The following is a 16026-nucleotide window of genomic DNA, read 5'->3' as shown; positions in this document are numbered from 1 at the left end:
CCGGGCAGCGTGTCAGATGGCCTGTGTTTAAGGACTGGCTGGACGCATGCCGGACCATGACGACGACGCGGTGGTCCTCGGGAGCCGGGTTCATCCTCGCGACGGTAGGGGCGGCCGTCGGCCTGGGAAACATCTGGCGGTTCTCCGCAGTCGTCGGCCAGAACGGCGGCGGGGCCTATCTCGTCCCCTACCTGCTCGCGGCGTTTGTCTGTGCAGTACCGATGCTCGTCCTGGAACTCGCCGTCGGACGCCGCCTCCGGACGGACGTCGTCTCCGCGTTCAGATCAGTCGAGACCGAGTACACAGCACTCGGCTGGCTCATTCTCGGCGGCGTCCTGCTCATCCTGAGCTACTACCTCGTCCTCACCGGGTGGGTACTCGGCTTCTTCCTCTCGTGGCTCGCCGGCTCGCAGACGACCTTCGCGCCGTTCAACGCGAGTTGGCTGCCTGTCGTGTACTTCGTCGTCGCGACGGCGGTGACTGGAGGCATCGTCTCCATGGGCGTTCGCGGCGGTATCGAGCGGATGGCGACGGTCGTGATGCCCACCGTGTTCGTCCTTCTCATCGCGCTTGCGCTGTATGCAATCACACTGTCGGCGTGGGACCAGGCCGCTGCGTTCCTGTTCACCCCGAGGTTCTCGGTGCTCACGGACCTCGGCATATGGAGTGCGGCCTTCGGACAGGTCTTCTTCTCGATGTCCGTCGGGCAGGGAATCATGCTCACCTACGGGAGTTACGTCGCGGAAGAGACGGACCTGTTCAGGTCGGCGCTCGTGGTCACGGTCGCCGATATCGGGGCGGCCGTCATCGCCGGGCTGGTCATCTTCCCGATCGTGTTCAGTTTCGGCCTGCAGCCGACCCTCGGGACGGAGCTCGCGTTCACGACGCTACCGACCGCCTTCGCGGCGATGCCGTTCGGGCGAGTGATCGCCGTGGCGTTCTTCGGGCTGCTTTTTTTCGCCGCGCTGTCCTCGTCCGTGGCGCTCCTCGAGGTCGGCGTCGCGTCCGCAGAGAACACGACCCGACTCTCCCGTCACCGTGCGACGCTACTGTTGACCGGCGGGGTGTTCGTGGCTGGCGTCCCCTCAGCGTTGAGTTACAGTCCGGTCACCCTCGCAGTCGCAGGGCGGCCGGTTCTGGACCTGGTCGACGAGTCCGTCGGGACGTTCGCCTTGCCCGTATCGGCGCTCTGTATCGTGTTCGTCTTCGTCTGGGTCTCCGATGCCGATACCGTCCGTGAGGAACTCGGACGGCTCTACCCGCTCGTTCGCTACCTGATTCCAGTCGTGCTTCTCGTCGTCACCGCCGCCCGGACTGTCGGCGTCGCCCGTCCGGCGTGGCGACTCATCGTCGATCACACTCGAAACGGACCACTCGGCGCGCTCATCGCTGCCGCTCTCTTGCTCGCGTTTGCGGTCTTCGGCTGGGAGCTTCGGAAGCGCCTCCCCGCTCGGGGCCGACGACGCTAGTCGCCGGTCGTCTGCTTACACGGTTCTCTTCGGTCGAGGGCACGAGCTCCCAGCGGTCGTTCGTGACAACGAACGGCTCTGGACTCGTGCCGGCGTTGCGCTCGGAGAGATGTTCGTTTCGTCAGTGTATCAGTACATGATTGCCCGCAGGGCGCGCCGGCACCCGACGCAGCTACAGGCCGCACTCGACTTCCAGGAGGGGTTCACTGCTGTCGACGTATGTGACTGAGTCAGGCATAGTGATGCTTGACAGACGTAACGCGGGCCCGCCAGTAAGGGAAATCGCCGTCGGGTAGGTTCCATTCGACGGCAGCTCTCGTCGGTATCCGCATCCCGCTGTGGCACTCGTAGTCCTCGAAATAGCCGGTCCATGGAGCGACACTATCTGATTCCTGACGGTAGCGCTCCCGTGTGGTCACCCGGTTGACAAGACCGTCGTCGTCGAAGTGAAACACGAGCGATGCCTCGTTCCCACGGTCTTCGATAGTCGCTCTGGCGGACTGGTCGTCGATAGCGTCCCACGCGACATCTCCTCCCGGAAGGAGCGCAGTCGGGAACCAGACAGCTTCACCGAGGTACCGCTGTAACTCGCTCTCGTTCATCGCCGGACTGGGGCCTGCTTCGGCGACAGAAAGCGTCGAAAGCAGCATCGCACGCAACGACCCACGGCCGAACTCGTACGCATCAACGACCCGTACCGGAACCCGTGGAAACACCGCAATGTCAGCGTCCCAGACGAACCCCGGCGGTTCGGTCGTGAACTGTTGTGTCGCGGTCATCGGTTTCCAGGCTCCGTCCCGACCGCCGAGTCTGAACTCGCCGCGCTGGTCGAGCTTGACGGTGTGTACGGGTGGTTGGCCCTCCTCGAGCACGGCCTCGAAGTAGCGACGAACGGGAGCGGGAAGGGCAGCGACATCGCCGACCTGGTAATCGCTTCGGCGAGCCGTGGCGGCTGACCGCAACGCCTCGATACGGCCCGCCGTCTCGCGTTCGAGTTGGCGCCTTCTGAGCGCGACAGCAGCAATACCGCCTCCGAACAGAACGAGGCCCCAGCGGAGGGTGGTCCGGCCTTTCATCTCTACGTTCCCTCTTCGGTACTGTTCATCCTGAATGTTTATGCTGATGACGTGTTATCTCTTGGCAGAGATAGCTCTGACTCCTCGAGCCCACTGAGACCAGACCGCCGATGGCCCGATCACAGACCACGACCGAGACTGTCGCTGGGGACAATCAGCCCACGCCACGCTCACGGCGGACGGTGCTTCGCGGCGTTACTACGACCGGGGCTGCAGCGGTCACGCTCCGAGGGATGCCCAGCGGCGTGACGGCGACAGAACCCACCCAGCAGGGACAGCCTGACCGACCGCTCTCGGATGTTGAGTCCTTCGAGGCGTTCCTCGACGGTGTACTGAACGCCCAGCTCGAGGCCCACGACATCCCCGGTGCGACGGTCGCAGTCGTAGACGGTGATTCGACGTTCACGAAGGGATACGGCGTCCGAGACATCCGGACCGATGCACCGGTGGAAGCCGACGAGACGCTCTTTCGAATCGGGTCGGCGTCGAAGCTCTTCGCGTGGACGGCCGTCATGCAGGGCGTCGAGGCTGGCCGACTCGACCTCGAAACCGACGTGAACCAGTACCTCGACAGTGTCACCATACCTGCAACGTACGACCAGCCCATCACGCTCGGCCACCTTGCGACACACACTGCGGGATTCGAGGAGCGCGCCCGTGGGACGTTTGTCTTGAGGGAAGCGGACCTGCAACCGCTTCCGACAGTGCTCGGGAACGAACGACCCGCGAGAGTCCGACCACCGGGTGAGTTCACTGCCTACTCGAACTACGGGGCGGCGCTTGCCGGTCACGTCGCCGCCAGGACCGCCGGAGCGTCGTTCAACGATTACGTTGCCGCGGAGATCTTCGAGCCGCTGGGGATGACTCGGAGCACGTTCGAGCAGCCCGTTCCTGATGCTATCGACGGGACTCTTTCGAAGGGGTACACGACTCCGAACGGCCGGTACCGCGAAGGTGACTTCGAGTACGTCGGGATACCGCCAGCCGGGTCGATGACCACAACGGCGACCGATATGGCGCGGTTCGTCCGCGCACACGTTCAGAACGGGTCACTGGACGGGGAACGCATCCTCCAGGCCGACACGACAGCGGAGATGCACCGGCGGCGATTCGGCAACGACCAGCGGCTGAACGGGATGTGTTTTGGGTTCTACGAACTGAGCCGGAACGGCGTGCGTGCCGTGGGACACGCCGGCGATACCGAGCAGTTTCACAGCCTGCTGGTTCTGCTTCCGGCACACGGTGTCGGCCTCTTTGTCTCGTACAATAGCCCGGGCGGCATCGAGGCCAGAGACGAACTGCTCGATGCACTGATCGCAGAGTACTTCTCGAGCGAGGCGCCCACACCTCCGCCCGACGGCGAGCCGACCCGGGCGAACGACGTGCCCGGCACGTATCGGTCACTCAGGTCACCCTACACCACGTCGGAAAAGCTGTTGAGTGTGCAGTCACACGTCACGGTCTCGGTCGATGACCAGGGTCGACTTGTCACGACCGGCCCCGGCGGGTCGACGCAGTGGGTCGAGGTGGAAGACCTGTATTTCGAAGCGGTCGATGGGTCGGATGCGCTCGTCTTCGGCGAGACGGACGGCGAGATAACCCACCTGTTCTTCGACAGCAGACCGCCGTCGGCCTACGAACGACTGACCGTTACCGAACAGACGGCCCCACACGCAGCCATCGCCGGCCTGAGCATCCTGATATTTTTGGCTGCCGTCTTCGGCTGGACGGCGACCGGCCTCTGGCGATGGTACCGTGGCAGGGCGTGGGAAGAACCGACAGCACCACTCCGGTACACTCGGCTAATCGCGGGCTCCGCGGCGGCGAGCTATCTGGTGTTCGTATTCGGACTTGCCGCCGTCGTAGTAAGCGACCCACAGGCGGCCCTCCTCGGAGACCCGCTGCCGTTGCAGGTCGCCCTGCTGTTCCCGCCCGTCGGGGCGCTTGCGAGCGTCACGACCCTCGTCCTTACAGGGTTGGCCTGGCGCCGGGGCGTCTGGCATCGCCTGACGCGCGTCCAGTACACTGTGGTCGGCGTCGCCGGTGTCGCCTTCGCGCTCGTGCTCGCGTACTGGAACCTCCTGTGGTACCAGATGTGAGCCGGGACTGGTGTCAGCGGACGGCTCCGTCCGCTGTGCTCGTTGCCTGTTCTCGTTCGGGCGTCCGGAACCCGCGTACAGGGACCGAATCTGGTGTTTCGGCTGGCCCGTCTTGTACCTCGCAAGCCCATCAATTTTTTAACAAATTGATTCGATAAGGGCGGTATGCGCGTATCCTTCGGAACGGCAAAGCGCCGGGGCGTCGTGGTCGGTCTCGTCGTGGTGGTCCTGCTCTCGACGGTGACAGGCGTCGCGGCAGCGCAGTCTGTCCGGGGGGCTTCGGGAACAATTGTCGTTGAAGAAGGCCAGACAGTCTCAAGCGTCGACGCCGTCGCAGGGAGCATCGTGGTCAGGGGAACCGTCACCGGTGATGTCTCGGGCGCCGCCGGAAGGATTCACGTTGCCGAGACCGGGCGTGTCGAGGGGTCGATTTCCGGGGCCGCTGGGGATATCCGCATCGACGGTGCGGTCGGCGGCGATGTCACCGCCGGCAGTGGAAACGTGCGGGTGACCGAGACCGCCAGGATCGGCGGCGACGTCGAACTCGGCGCGGGATCCGTCCGTATCGACGGCCGAATCGACGGCGACGTGCGTGTCGGCGCCGAAACCGTCGTGATAGGGCCGAACGCAGAGATCGGTGGCGAACTCCGCTACGACGCCGACGAGTTCACCCAGGACTCGGCGGCAACAGTCGGGGGCGGCGTCGTGGAGGACCCGGACCTCCGGGGCGATGTCGGTACCCTCACGGTACCGAACTGGCTATCGTGGGGCTTCAGCCTCCTCGCAAATCTACTCCTCGGAGCGATTCTGCTTGCCCTCTTTCCGGCCTTCTCAGCGAGGCTCGCGGGGCGTGCGTCTGACCGCCCGGGCAAGACCGGCGGGGTCGGATTGCTGACGCTCGTTGGAGGGCCGATTCTCCTCGCAGTAATCGCAGTCACGATTATCGGCATTCCACTCGCTGTCATCGGAGCCTTCGCGTACGGACTGGCAGTCTGGGTTGGACTCATCTACGGCGAGTACGCCGTCGGTGCGTGGGCCGTGCGGCGGGCGGGACGGGACGACCGATGGCTGGCACTCGTGGCCGGTATCGTGGGGTTCAGTGTTCTTGGCGCGATTCCGGTTCTGGGTGGGTTCCTCGTGTTCGGCGCATTACTGCTAGGACTGGGTGCACTCGTACTGGAGCTCCGTGACTCGTTTCGCAGCCGGCGACGCTCGGGCCCCAGCGACCGACAGTCAACCTTCGAGGAGTCCTTCGGTGAGTCAGGCGCCTGATCTTCACCGAACGGGCGACGGATAGTCAACGAACGCGTTGGGATGTCGGGTGTCGGTGCCGACGTTCTCCAGCTACTGGGGGGACCTGTGGGGGTGCCAGGCAGTATCTGATTCCTCGGACCACCGGAGCTACGCTGATGTGTGTGGCCGCTCAAACTACGGGTACCCCCTCGCGGACCCCAGTCAACCGCTGCTGAGGGTCCCCCGTCGAAAAAGGATAATGAACACACCGACTCCAACAAGCCCCAGGACGACCCCGACGAGCCCCTCCCCGTTGACGACAAATATCTGCCCGGCTACCAATCCGTCAACGTTCCCGTATATGTCCCCGAGGACCCACGGGTTGAGGACGTTCCAGATCAGGTGCAAAAGCATCACTGGAAACACACTCTCATCAGCGAGATAGTACGCATACGAGAACGGAAATGAGATGGTAAATACGGCACCGGCCTGAACCACAGTGATCAGGAGCGGGTTTTCGACGCCGATCGCGACCCCCGCCCTGTAGAGGAACGCAGAGTGAAACAGGGCCCAGACGACACCGACAGCAGCCGTCGCCCCGACACGGCCCCACCGCGCCGTAAGTTCCGGGAGCAAATAGCCACGCCATCCGAATTCCTCACCGTACATCCGGATCAACGACTGAAATAAGAAGAGAACCAACAGGAGCACGCCGCCCTGCCGGACCGCGGTGACGATGATGTTCTCCGGTCCGGCCTGATACGTCCCGAGACCAGTAGTGAGCGCCAGCAGCGCCGCCACCCCGATGAACCCGAGCGGATAGACCACGGCAAACAGGAGTGAGCGAACAGTCGAACCACGAAGTGAAGAACCGATTGTTCGCAGCACCGAGTGGCCCTGAACCCGACGGATACCAAGTGCAACAGTCGCTGGAGTAAGCATCAACAACAGGGTAGTGTACACCGGGACTGTGTCGGTGATAAGCACGAACGAGAGTGTCCAGCTCAGGAGTAACGTCACGGCGACAAACACGCCGAGCGCGACCGGTGAATCGCGTTTGGTCGGGGACTGTGGCTCGATGACGGCCATACGCACTCATGACAATCACATGAAATAAAAACGTTCGCGTTTTCACTCCCGTCGTGTTTAGTTTGGAACACTGTGCCAGCGAGCGAAACCCTGCAGTCGATTTTCAGCCATCTTCAGTTCGACGTAGCTGAAACCAGATAGTTCGCCGGTTTAGTCCCTGAAAACGCGTTCGACAGCCGTCCGTTCGCGTATCTGAAATCGAACCCGTGTCGGCGACAGGCATCTTCTACCCAGTGCAAGCGGTCAGATAGAGAGACAGCCTGGTCACCGTCGTGTTACTCGCCGAGCTCTGCAAGTATCGAATGAACGAGAACCTTCGTCGGGGTCGGTCTGAGATTCGCGGAGAGCAGTTCGTTTGTTTACGAATCGACAGGGACGGACAGCTACTACTGGTCGTCGTTGGGTTAGCTCACGGTTCCCTCGACGGCAGCGAAATCCGGTAATCGCCCGTTTTCGGGCTCGAAATCTGCCCTGTGAACCCGGTGATGAACAGGAGAACGAGTCAGTCTCTCGGTGCCGGCCTTGCGAAGTGCTGAAACAGTCCGACCGAATGGGGGGACAGCCCACGCCAGCACTCCGTCTCCCGTGCGGGCATCTACGGACCCAGACCGAGCAGTCCGAGAGCAATCAGGACGAGGCCGCCGAGTATCGAGCCGAACGCGAGGAGTGTGGCGAACGCCCGTTGCTCCTTTCTGGCCCCCTCGAGGTCTGTTTCCCACCGCTCGGCCGTGGGGAAGTTCCGAATCGCCATCGGTCGAGCGAGGGCGTAGCCACCGACCAGAAGCAGGAGGACGCCCGTTGCCTCGGTGAGTACCATCGATCCACCTGTGTGTGCGGTAGCCACCGGCACGTGTCACATAAATATTCCGCCGGGTCAGGGATCGCTCACGCTCCAGACGATGCGCTTCCCGAGCGCAACCAGTCTTGGGTCGGGTCTGCCGATGAACTCCCATCAAAGGCACAGTGTATTTGGGAGAGATAGTTCGGAATCATAGAGCGGCCGCTCGTCTCCGTGGGCTCCTTCGACCGCCGTCACGGAGTACGCCCAGCCGAGTTCGAAGTACGACGATTCGTCGAAGGCTGCGAGTCGGTCGTGGTATAGAATACTGGCCCGAAGTCAGATACGTGGCTTCACGTTGGTCCTGATAGGTGTCGCCCCTGTCTGGGCTACCTTCGACCCGTCGAACGTGCTGACGTGGGGCGTCGTCGGAGGGATGGGGCTGTATCTGATCGCCGTACCCCTTCTGTATATCAGGACGGAAACCCGCTGATCGCCTCTCGGTTGGAATCGTATCCGTTCGTGTTGATGGATAAGCGCCCTGGGTCTTGCACAGCGCTCCGAACAATGTCTGAGACTGATAGATATCTCAGCGGTCGCTGTGCATCCAGGCTGAACGGCGTATTCGCCTGGGTGCCCCTGAAACCAAAGCAAGACTCGCCAGTAACGACATATCGCACAATTCGTTACAGATTATCGAATTACTACCACGGACAGGTCAGACATGTGACTGAAACGAGTTCCGTTGCTGTGACAGTAGCTGCATACAGATTTTAGTGGCCAGCAAGTGCAACGGTGTCTGTGTATTGCGCCCTCCAGGAGTGCCACCAATCACTCCACCGACACGCCGTCCAGTCCCCCGTTTCGCTCCGCTTGGCTCAGCGCGTTCAGTTGTCTAAAGGGGTCAGTTCTCAGTTGATTGCGTTCCTCAGAATCCACTGGCTGTCCTCGACAATCAAGCGGTTGGAGGCACGATAGTATGGCCAGCGATTCAGGCTTCAGCGTCAACGGCCCTGACACCCTGGCACAGGCAGTACTGTACATCGCTGTCGGGCTTGCTATTGCCAGTTACGGAGGCTACGATTACGTCCAGCAGACTGAGGCAGTTCGGAACTCGGTTGAAGTAGACGCGACCATCACAGGACTCAGCATCGAGACCGATAGCGGGACTTCGTCGAACCCGGGCGTAGAGTACGAACCGACTGTTGAGTTCGAGTATACCTATAATGGAACCGAGTACACCGGAACGAAACTGTATCCCGCAAATATTGAGCAGAGCTACGAGACGAGGTCAGCAGCCGAATCAGCTATCGAAAGCTACGAACAGGGGACACAGACGACCGCATATGTGTCTCCAAGCGAGCCGGGAGATGCATTTTTGAAGAACAAAACATCAAACGCCCCGCTCATAGCTGTTGGACTTGGCGGACTGTCCACTCTTCTCGGAACGCTCTCCGCCGCAAAGAAAATCTGAATCGGTCGCTCGTATGACCACTGACCCTGTCAACACGCACGTCGACTGACCGGCTGTTTCACACGAGAATCCTTTCTGGAGAAGCGGGGGTCAACGGAGCCAATTATTCCAAACCGCCCGCTTCGGAGTGAACGTATGTTTCTGTTCGGTCCGTCTTGACGAGGGCTGTGGATTGACGTTCACAGCGACGCCGGTATCGACTCCGCGACGTCGGGAAGGTGCCCGGTGGTGACGTGCCGGAAGGCCAGGGCCCGTCTCGCGCACAACCGGGACAACAACGGCGAGAGGTCTTTGGGGGGGTGCGCTGCCGGTGTGGCGGTTGTCGAACACCGGTCGAGGTCCCGCTCCCTTCGGCGACGTCGTCGCTCGTACTCGTTGAGGGCGTCGTCACGGTCCCGTGGACCGTACGCGAGTGCGTCGGCGAGTACCCACGCGTCCTCGATTCCGAGCGTCGTTCGAAGACAATCCCCCGGGAGCGAGGCACGTGCCGCTGACTCGATGAGGACGACCCCGTCCGCGTGGACCGACACAGGGACGGCCCGTCGGCCCTGGTGATACTGGATCGCGTGCTGTGAGAGTGTCCCGAAAGCGTTCGCTGACCAGCCCAGCAGTGTCCCGAATCGACGTTCGAGTGTGTCGATGTCGGTCGCGGCGTGAGTCGGATCAGTCACCGAGACGAGGCGTACGCGCGTGCTATCTGCGACTGGAACGGAGAGCGCGGCCCGGTCGTCGTGCCATCGTTCGGTGGGACCGTCCGGGGCCGGCCGGTCGGTCGGCCAGTCGAACGTCCACGTGTGGGTAGTGGCCGCGACGTGCCGTGGTTCGACGGTCGGCGCCAGCGTCGAGTCTGTCGTGACCACGGTATCAAAGGACTCCTCGATGCCACCCTCGAAGGTCACGTCGACCCGACTGTGCGTCCGGTCGATATCCGCAATCGGTCGCTCCGGTGTCCGGATGCGGTCGCGGACTCGCCGGTCGAGGAGGCTCAACACCTCCGCTCGGCGAACGCTCAGTAGCGCCGGTCGATTCGACTCGCTCGCCCACGACGAATCGACGTGTGGACGTGCCAGGCGGTCCAGTCTGGTGCCGATGGCCTCGACCGGCCGTCTGAGTCCCAGTCGCTCCAGCAACACCAGCCCAGGGCGCCACAGTGTCAGTGTATCCGGCCCCGCCCGCTCGTTCGGTGGTCGTGCCAGTACCGGGTCGAGCCCTACCTGACCGAGAAAGCCCGCAGTTGCGATCGCAACCGGGTCGTCGCCGACGACCAGCACCTGGCGCTCGTGTGCGCGACCCGCAGTCTCGGGTCGGTCCCGGCGTTCACGCTGTGTCTGTCGGTCGGTAACCAGCCCGTCGTCCCGTGGTCCGCCCGTCATCCAGGCTGCCCTCCCGAAGCCGCCGACTCGCTCCAGCGACGCACACATCGCCGGGGACAGGCCGATGGGGAAGATGGGAACATGGGCAGACCTACGACGGCGTCTGTTCTAAACCGACACCGCGTGTTTCTGACTCTGAGATTGGGCACGGATTCTGCCGGCAGCGTGGTTGAACGCCTGGTTTTTCACCCCCGGTCATTATACATAGTCCCTGATTTTGGCCAGAGGCAGTCAATAATTCCACCACATTCGGGGAGTGTCGGTCCGTGGGTCTACTTGATGAGGGGGAATCAGACCCAGTCCCGCGACGGCACGCCGCCCACCGCCCGAACGTCGGATGTCTCGTGCGACCGGAACGAAATCACACACAGTGTCGGCGAGCAATCGACGGCCAGCGACAACTCGCCGGCTATCGCGTTCGACGAGCTTCTGGGGTTGCTCGGCGACGAGTACGTCGCCGATATCCTGCAGGCGCTGTCGAGTGACGAGATGCCGGCACGGGCTATCGCCGACGAGTGCGATATGTCCCGTCCAACGGTGTACCGCCGGCTCGAGAAGCTGACCGAGGCCGGCGTCGTCGCGTCACGTCTGCGCCCGGAGTCGGACGGACACCACAGACAACAGTTCCGGCTCGTCGTCGAAGGGGTCGCCGTACAGTTCCGTGAAGACGGCTTCGACGGCCGCGTTCGCGTCTGTGAGTCTGTGAGTGACTGAGGCTCCGATAGCCCCTCATTACGTGTCCCCGCTGACGTTTCGGCCCTCCACCGCTCGAACTCGGCTCCCTGTTTGCCTGCGATGGTTTTCTGATGTGGCCCGATTGCGAATTACGACCCTATCCCGTCGTCGGACCCGAACAGGATATCGAACACCGTCCGCTCGCCGAGTCGGACGTGTTTGTTCAATGTCGGTTGGGTAATCCCCAGCGCGTCGGCGACGTCTTCGCCGCTGTTCTCGCGGGGCCACTCGAAGTATCCCATCGCCTGTGCCGTCTCCAGGGCCTCGTACTGCCGGTCGCTCAACTCCCGTTTCAATCGGTCCTGTATCTCTCTGGAGGTCTGGCTCGTCTCGCGGTGCTGGCGCTGTGCGTACAGTTCCAGATCCGAGAATTCGTCCTGGACGCGTTCGACCATCGTCCGCGTGTCCGTCTCGGTCGGGATTTCGATGACCAGCGTGACCCCCTCTGGGGTCCCCCGTGCGCGTCGGACGATCCCGCCGTGCTCCGAGACGTACGACCCGAACCAGGAAGAGCCACGCCGTTCGATGACCGCTTCGTCGGCCCCCCGGGAGACGACTCGCAGGTCACCGGGAAGGACGGTCTCCGCCGTCTTGGCCACCTCAGCCGGAACGTCACCGGCGAGCAGGTAGTAGACGCTGACCGAGCTATCCTGTCTGCGAACCGTCTGCTGGTGGCTGACTCGGCACTCAAACGTCCGTGCCAGCCGCGCAATCGGGAGGTCGGTGTTCTCGCCCCGGAACTCGAGTTCGAGCGTGTCGTCGGATTCGAGCGCACGCCGCCGCTCTGCCGCCGTGATGGCGTACCCGATGGAGGTGCCCAACTGAGAGAGGATGTCGACCGCGCGCTCCTCGAAGGCGTCAGGTTCGTCCGCGAAGATCGTAAGCACGCCGTGAGTAACGTCCTCGTAGGACAGCGGAACGGCACAGAAAGACCCGATACCGTCACGGAGCAGTCGCTTGCGCCAGCCCCCCTGTCGTCGACTGCCGACGAGGTCGTTTCTGACCACGGGTTCCTCCGTCTCCCAGGCGCGTGCTGCCGGGTTCGCGTCTGCGGCCGCGTCTAGCAGGAGTTCCTCGACGTCGTCGCGGGGTATCCCGGCGAACGCACGCGGCTGGAGGCGGTCCGACCCGACGTCGGCTTCGACCACGCAGGCAGCCTCGAACGGGTCGACGTCAGTCAGTTCAGCACAGACGGACTCCTGAATCCCCTCGCGGGAGGACCGCGTCGTGATGGCCGCTTCGACGCGCTGTGTGAGCTCCGTGATGGACTCCAGTCGGCGTGCCCGCTCGGTCTGGGCTTCGAGTTCGGCCCGCCGAGACTCGAGTCGTCGTTCGCCACGGAGTCTGTTGAGGGCGGCCTCCAGCGTCGCGGCCAGAATGTTCGCGGCGTCCGTGTCGAAGGTTTCGTCGGACCGCCACACTGCGAGGAGGCCGTTCCCGCCCAGCGGGAAGAGCAGTGCGGCGCCGTCCGGAACGTCGTCGGTGAGTGCGTCAGCCGCGTCGTCGACGCGTCGCAGTTGCTCGTCGAGGAACGCGTCCCACGCGGCCTCGTGCTCCGTTCCCAGCGAGCCGAGGTCCGCTGCCGGTGGCAGTTCCGGACCGCTCGCAGCCGGGTCGAGACGGCCGGTCTCGTCGTCGTATCGATAGACGGCAGTCGCCGGCAGGTCGAAGACGGTCGCCGCCGCCTCGACCGCCGTGGTGCTGGCTTCGGCCGTCGTCTCGGCGGTCGTCAGTTCGTCGGTCGCGTCGTGGAAGGACTCCAGCGTCTGCTCGCGCTCCTTGCGGTCGGTCACGTCCCGGCTCGCAACGATGATTCGCGGGTGACCGTCGGGCCACGCTGTCGGGTAGAACTCCGACCGGACCCACCGGCAGCCGCCGTCCGGCCGCTCGATGCGGTACTCGTGTGTGTACCTGTCTCGTGGCTCCCCTCGCTCCACGTCGGCGACGATGTCCTCGATGAGCGCCCGGTAGTCGTCCCGGTCCTTGGGATGCAGCGTCGAGAAGAAGCCCTCGTCGTGCGTCTCCTGAATGCGTTCGAGGGACTGGCCCCAGATGTCTTCGTATCCCGAACTGACGAACTCCGCGGCAGGGTTGGTGTTAGTCAACTCGGCGGCCGGCGCCAGGAAAATTGCCTCGTCGATCCGGTCGATAATGGCACCGAGTCTGCGCTCGCTCTCCCGGAGCTGTTCGGCCCGCTGGACACGCTCGATCGCACTCGCCGCGTGGCCCGCGAGGACGCCCAGCACGTCGATGAGGTACTGTTCGTACTCCTGTCGGCCGCGTTCGCCGGCCGCGAGAAGTCCTTCGTCACCGATCGGGACGATGAGTGACTGTTCGAGTGGGTTGTGTGGGTGATGCTCGCTCGGGTCGTACGCCGTCGGCTCGCTTCCGTGGAAGACCTCGTACTCCCGGTCCTCCGGCGTGAACGAGACCGGCCCGGTCTCCATCGCTTCCACCGGCTCGGTCCCGGCGGTGTAGCTTAACCGGTCGTGCTCGTCGTCGTACCGCCAGCACGCGGTCATCGGCAGCCCGAGGACATCCCGCGCCGTCTCGACGGCGATGTCGAAAACCGCCTCGGCCGTGTCGACGCCCTGCAGGCGCTCGGTGGCGACCTGGAGTTGCCTGACGGTCCGTTCGCGCTCTCTCCGGTCGGTCACGTCGCGGAAGGTCGCCATCGTGGCGGGGTCGCCCTCGTGCTGGATGCGCGAGACGGCCAACTCAAGCGTCCGGCGCTCACCCGTCGCCGTCTCCACCTCGACGTCGTACTGGTTCGGCGGCGACTCGCCCGCCACCCGGCGTTCGTATCGGTCCCGGATCAGCTCGCGAGACTCCGGGGCGAACACCTGTTCGACGGGCATCCCCAGCAGCTCGCCCTCGTCGTACTCGGTGATTTCCGTGAACCGCTCGTTGACGAAGACGTACTCGCCGTTCCGGACCACGACGACTCCGTCCGTACTCTGTTCGACCAGCGTCGAGTACTTCTGTCGTTCCTCCTCGATAGCCCGCTCGCGCTCGCGGCGCTCGGTGACGTCGGTGAACCAGACGTAGGCATGGCGGTCACCCCCGCTCTCGAACGGAAGCACCCTGAGCATGAAGTCTCTGATACCGTCGGCGGCCTCCCGGCGGACCTCCGTCTCGACAGGGTCGCCGGCTAGTGCCTGTCGGCGGATCTCCTCGTACCCCTCGCGTTCGTCGTCCGGGACGATCGCGTCCGCAATAGAGCGGTCGGTGATGTCCGCGGCGTCGGCCCCGAATGCCGTCTCGAACGCCTCGTTGACCTCGGTGATATACGGGTCGCCGTCGACGAACCTGACGCCCATGATTGGGTCCGGCGTGTTCTCGAACAGGACCGACCAGCGGTCCCGTTCGGTCTCGAGTTGGGACTGGCGCTCCCGACGCTCGGTGATGTCACGGACGCTAGCGAGCACCCGCTGTTCGCCCTGCAGCGTAGCGAGTCGGAGGCTCACCTCGACGGGGAACGTCTCGCCGGACTGCCGCTCATTGCGCCACTCGAACAGCTGTGGCCCTTCCTCGGCTGCCAGTTTGACATTCTCTCTCGCGCTGTCATAGGAGTACGCGCCGTCGTCCGGCGTGATTAGTTCGACGGTCTCACCGAGTAATTCCTCGCGGTCGTAGCCGTTCATCACACAGAACTGCTCGTTGACGTCGACGATCTCGCCCGTCTCGGGGTCGTGGACGACGATGCCGTCGGAGACGCTCTCGAAAAGCTCGCGATACGTCCGTTCTAGTTCACGGCGGTCAGTGACATCCTCGACAATCCCAACGTATCGCTTCTTGCCCGTCTCCGTCGTCACGGGATAGCCCGTCGCCGTCACCCACCTGATCGCTCCGTCCGGCTGGCGGACTCGGAACTCGAACTCGTAGCTCTCCTCTGGCGTTCCGTTCCGGATGTCCGCTCGCATCGCCTCGAAGTCAGCCTCGAATTCCTCGCGGTCCCGAGGGTCAATCCCTTCTATGAACGCCGTCGCGTCATCGTAGAGCTGTTCGACCGTTCGTCCCCAGATCTCCTCGTAGGCGGGATTGACGTACTCGACCTCGGAGAAGTCCCAGTTCGCGACGTAGATGATCTCATCGACGTTGTCGGCGACGAGCTGCAGTCGGTCGTCCGTCGCGATGCCGGGCCCTGTTTCCTGTGCTCTGCTGTCTCCGTCGCCGTTCACGAGGCGCCCGACGTGGGTTGCGGCGGCAGCTGGCTCAGTGGTACACACTGACCGCGGAAGCGTACTCGTCGCACCGCGCTCGATGGCTGTCGCTACCGCGTCTTCTGCGGCGGTCGGGACGAGAACGACGACCGGAACCGATGGACAGGTTTCGGTGGCTCTGTTTAGGACGGGGGCCCACCTATCCAACTCGCGCTGGTCGACCAGAAGACAGTCGGGTTCAACGCTGCCGTTCAAGTCGTCCGGCGGGAGAGTCGTGGTCGTGAGTGGTCGCCCGGCGGCGGTCGTCTCTTCGTCGAGTTCCGTGGCGATATCACGGCCCCCCAGCGCGACCACTCGCAGTGGTTCGCTGGTGGGTGTCATCGGTGAAGCATTTTGCTGTCACTGTCACATTAACACGAACAATGATAAATTCACGCACAATCGACGTATCGAGGAGAACGAAGCGGGCACGACGGCGGTTATAGGTGTACTGGTGTTGTGCGTAATAGATCACATCGGCCAGTAACACGCTGGTAG

10 protein-coding genes are annotated in these 16026 nt (G+C 63.4%); 5 read left to right on the top strand and 5 right to left on the bottom strand.

What is annotated here, in order from left to right:
* Positions 1–56 precede the first annotated feature (56 nt).
* A complete protein-coding gene (locus tag KZ498_RS20720; protein ID WP_312621289.1) occupies positions 57–1469 on the top strand; it encodes a sodium-dependent transporter in 1413 nt (470 codons plus the stop codon).
* Positions 1470–1699: 230 nt separating this feature from the next.
* Here KZ498_RS20720 and KZ498_RS20715 read toward each other — a convergent pair whose 3' ends face one another.
* Complete coding sequence (locus tag KZ498_RS20715; RefSeq protein ID WP_312621287.1) at positions 1700–2545, bottom strand: DUF6920 family protein; 846 nt, start codon at positions 2543–2545, stop codon at positions 1700–1702.
* Between the two features lie 110 nt (positions 2546–2655).
* Here KZ498_RS20715 and KZ498_RS20710 point away from each other — a divergent pair, with 110 nt between their 5' ends.
* Both KZ498_RS20710 and KZ498_RS20705 read left to right on the top strand, forming a co-directional pair.
* Positions 2656–4644 (top strand): serine hydrolase, encoded by a 1989-nt coding sequence (locus KZ498_RS20710; protein WP_312621286.1) that lies wholly within the window; start codon positions 2656–2658, stop codon positions 4642–4644.
* 165 nt (positions 4645–4809) lie between these two features.
* Positions 4810–5916: a polymer-forming cytoskeletal protein gene (locus tag KZ498_RS20705; protein WP_312621285.1), complete on the top strand. Its 1107-nt coding sequence runs from the start codon at positions 4810–4812 to the stop codon at positions 5914–5916.
* Positions 5917–6099: 183 nt separating this feature from the next.
* Here KZ498_RS20705 and KZ498_RS20700 read toward each other — a convergent pair whose 3' ends face one another.
* Together KZ498_RS20700 and KZ498_RS20695 are read right to left on the bottom strand one after the other, a co-directional pair.
* Entirely contained in the window at positions 6100–6966 is an 867-nt protein-coding gene (locus tag KZ498_RS20700; RefSeq protein WP_312621284.1) for a CPBP family intramembrane glutamic endopeptidase, read from the bottom strand.
* Positions 6967–7561: 595 nt separating this feature from the next.
* On the bottom strand, positions 7562–7783 hold the full coding sequence (locus KZ498_RS20695; RefSeq protein WP_312621283.1) for a hypothetical protein: 222 nt from the start codon (positions 7781–7783) through the stop codon (positions 7562–7564).
* Positions 7784–8723: 940 nt separating this feature from the next.
* Between KZ498_RS20695 and KZ498_RS20690 the strand changes: the two genes are divergently transcribed.
* The gene (locus KZ498_RS20690; RefSeq protein ID WP_312621281.1) at positions 8724–9218 is read left to right on the top strand and encodes a DUF3592 domain-containing protein; all 495 of its coding nucleotides are present in this window, start codon (positions 8724–8726) and stop codon (positions 9216–9218) included.
* Positions 9219–9397: 179 nt separating this feature from the next.
* Here the strand turns inward: KZ498_RS20690 and KZ498_RS20685 are convergent, their stop codons facing one another.
* Positions 9398–10591 (bottom strand): hypothetical protein, encoded by a 1194-nt coding sequence (locus tag KZ498_RS20685; RefSeq protein ID WP_312621280.1) that lies wholly within the window; start codon positions 10589–10591, stop codon positions 9398–9400.
* 279 nt (positions 10592–10870) lie between these two features.
* On the opposite strand from KZ498_RS20685, the gene KZ498_RS20680 reads away from it, so the two are divergent.
* Entirely contained in the window at positions 10871–11305 is a 435-nt protein-coding gene (locus KZ498_RS20680; RefSeq protein ID WP_312621279.1) for a winged helix-turn-helix domain-containing protein, read from the top strand.
* Between the two features lie 110 nt (positions 11306–11415).
* Here KZ498_RS20680 and KZ498_RS20675 read toward each other — a convergent pair whose 3' ends face one another.
* The gene (locus KZ498_RS20675; RefSeq protein ID WP_312621278.1) at positions 11416–15870 is read right to left on the bottom strand and encodes a PAS domain S-box protein; all 4455 of its coding nucleotides are present in this window, start codon (positions 15868–15870) and stop codon (positions 11416–11418) included.
* Positions 15871–16026: the final 156 nt, after the last annotated feature.

This window comes from Haloarcula sp. 1CSR25-25, assembly GCF_032027985.1.
In the GTDB taxonomy this organism is placed as follows: domain Archaea; phylum Halobacteriota; class Halobacteria; order Halobacteriales; family Haloarculaceae; genus Haloarcula.
This window is presented reverse-complemented; position numbering and strand designations above follow the sequence as displayed.

What these genes read in the sequence shown, in the direction of transcription:
- KZ498_RS20715 (WP_312621287.1), bottom strand. Translation starts at nt 2,545, where the DNA reads ATGAAAGGCCGGACCACCCTCCGCTGGGGCCTCGTTCTGTTCGGAGGC.
- KZ498_RS20720 (WP_312621289.1), top strand. Translation starts at nt 57, where the DNA reads ATGACGACGACGCGGTGGTCCTCGGGAGCCGGGTTCATCCTCGCGACG.
- KZ498_RS20695 (WP_312621283.1), bottom strand. Translation starts at nt 7,783, where the DNA reads ATGGTACTCACCGAGGCAACGGGCGTCCTCCTGCTTCTGGTCGGTGGC.
- KZ498_RS20690 (WP_312621281.1), top strand. Translation starts at nt 8,724, where the DNA reads ATGGCCAGCGATTCAGGCTTCAGCGTCAACGGCCCTGACACCCTGGCA.
- KZ498_RS20705 (WP_312621285.1), top strand. Translation starts at nt 4,810, where the DNA reads ATGCGCGTATCCTTCGGAACGGCAAAGCGCCGGGGCGTCGTGGTCGGT.
- KZ498_RS20680 (WP_312621279.1), top strand. Translation starts at nt 10,871, where the DNA reads ATGAGGGGGAATCAGACCCAGTCCCGCGACGGCACGCCGCCCACCGCC.
- KZ498_RS20675 (WP_312621278.1), bottom strand. Translation starts at nt 15,870, where the DNA reads ATGACACCCACCAGCGAACCACTGCGAGTGGTCGCGCTGGGGGGCCGT.
- KZ498_RS20710 (WP_312621286.1), top strand. Translation starts at nt 2,656, where the DNA reads ATGGCCCGATCACAGACCACGACCGAGACTGTCGCTGGGGACAATCAG.
- KZ498_RS20700 (WP_312621284.1), bottom strand. Translation starts at nt 6,966, where the DNA reads ATGGCCGTCATCGAGCCACAGTCCCCGACCAAACGCGATTCACCGGTC.
- KZ498_RS20685 (WP_312621280.1), bottom strand. Translation starts at nt 10,591, where the DNA reads ATGACGGGCGGACCACGGGACGACGGGCTGGTTACCGACCGACAGACA.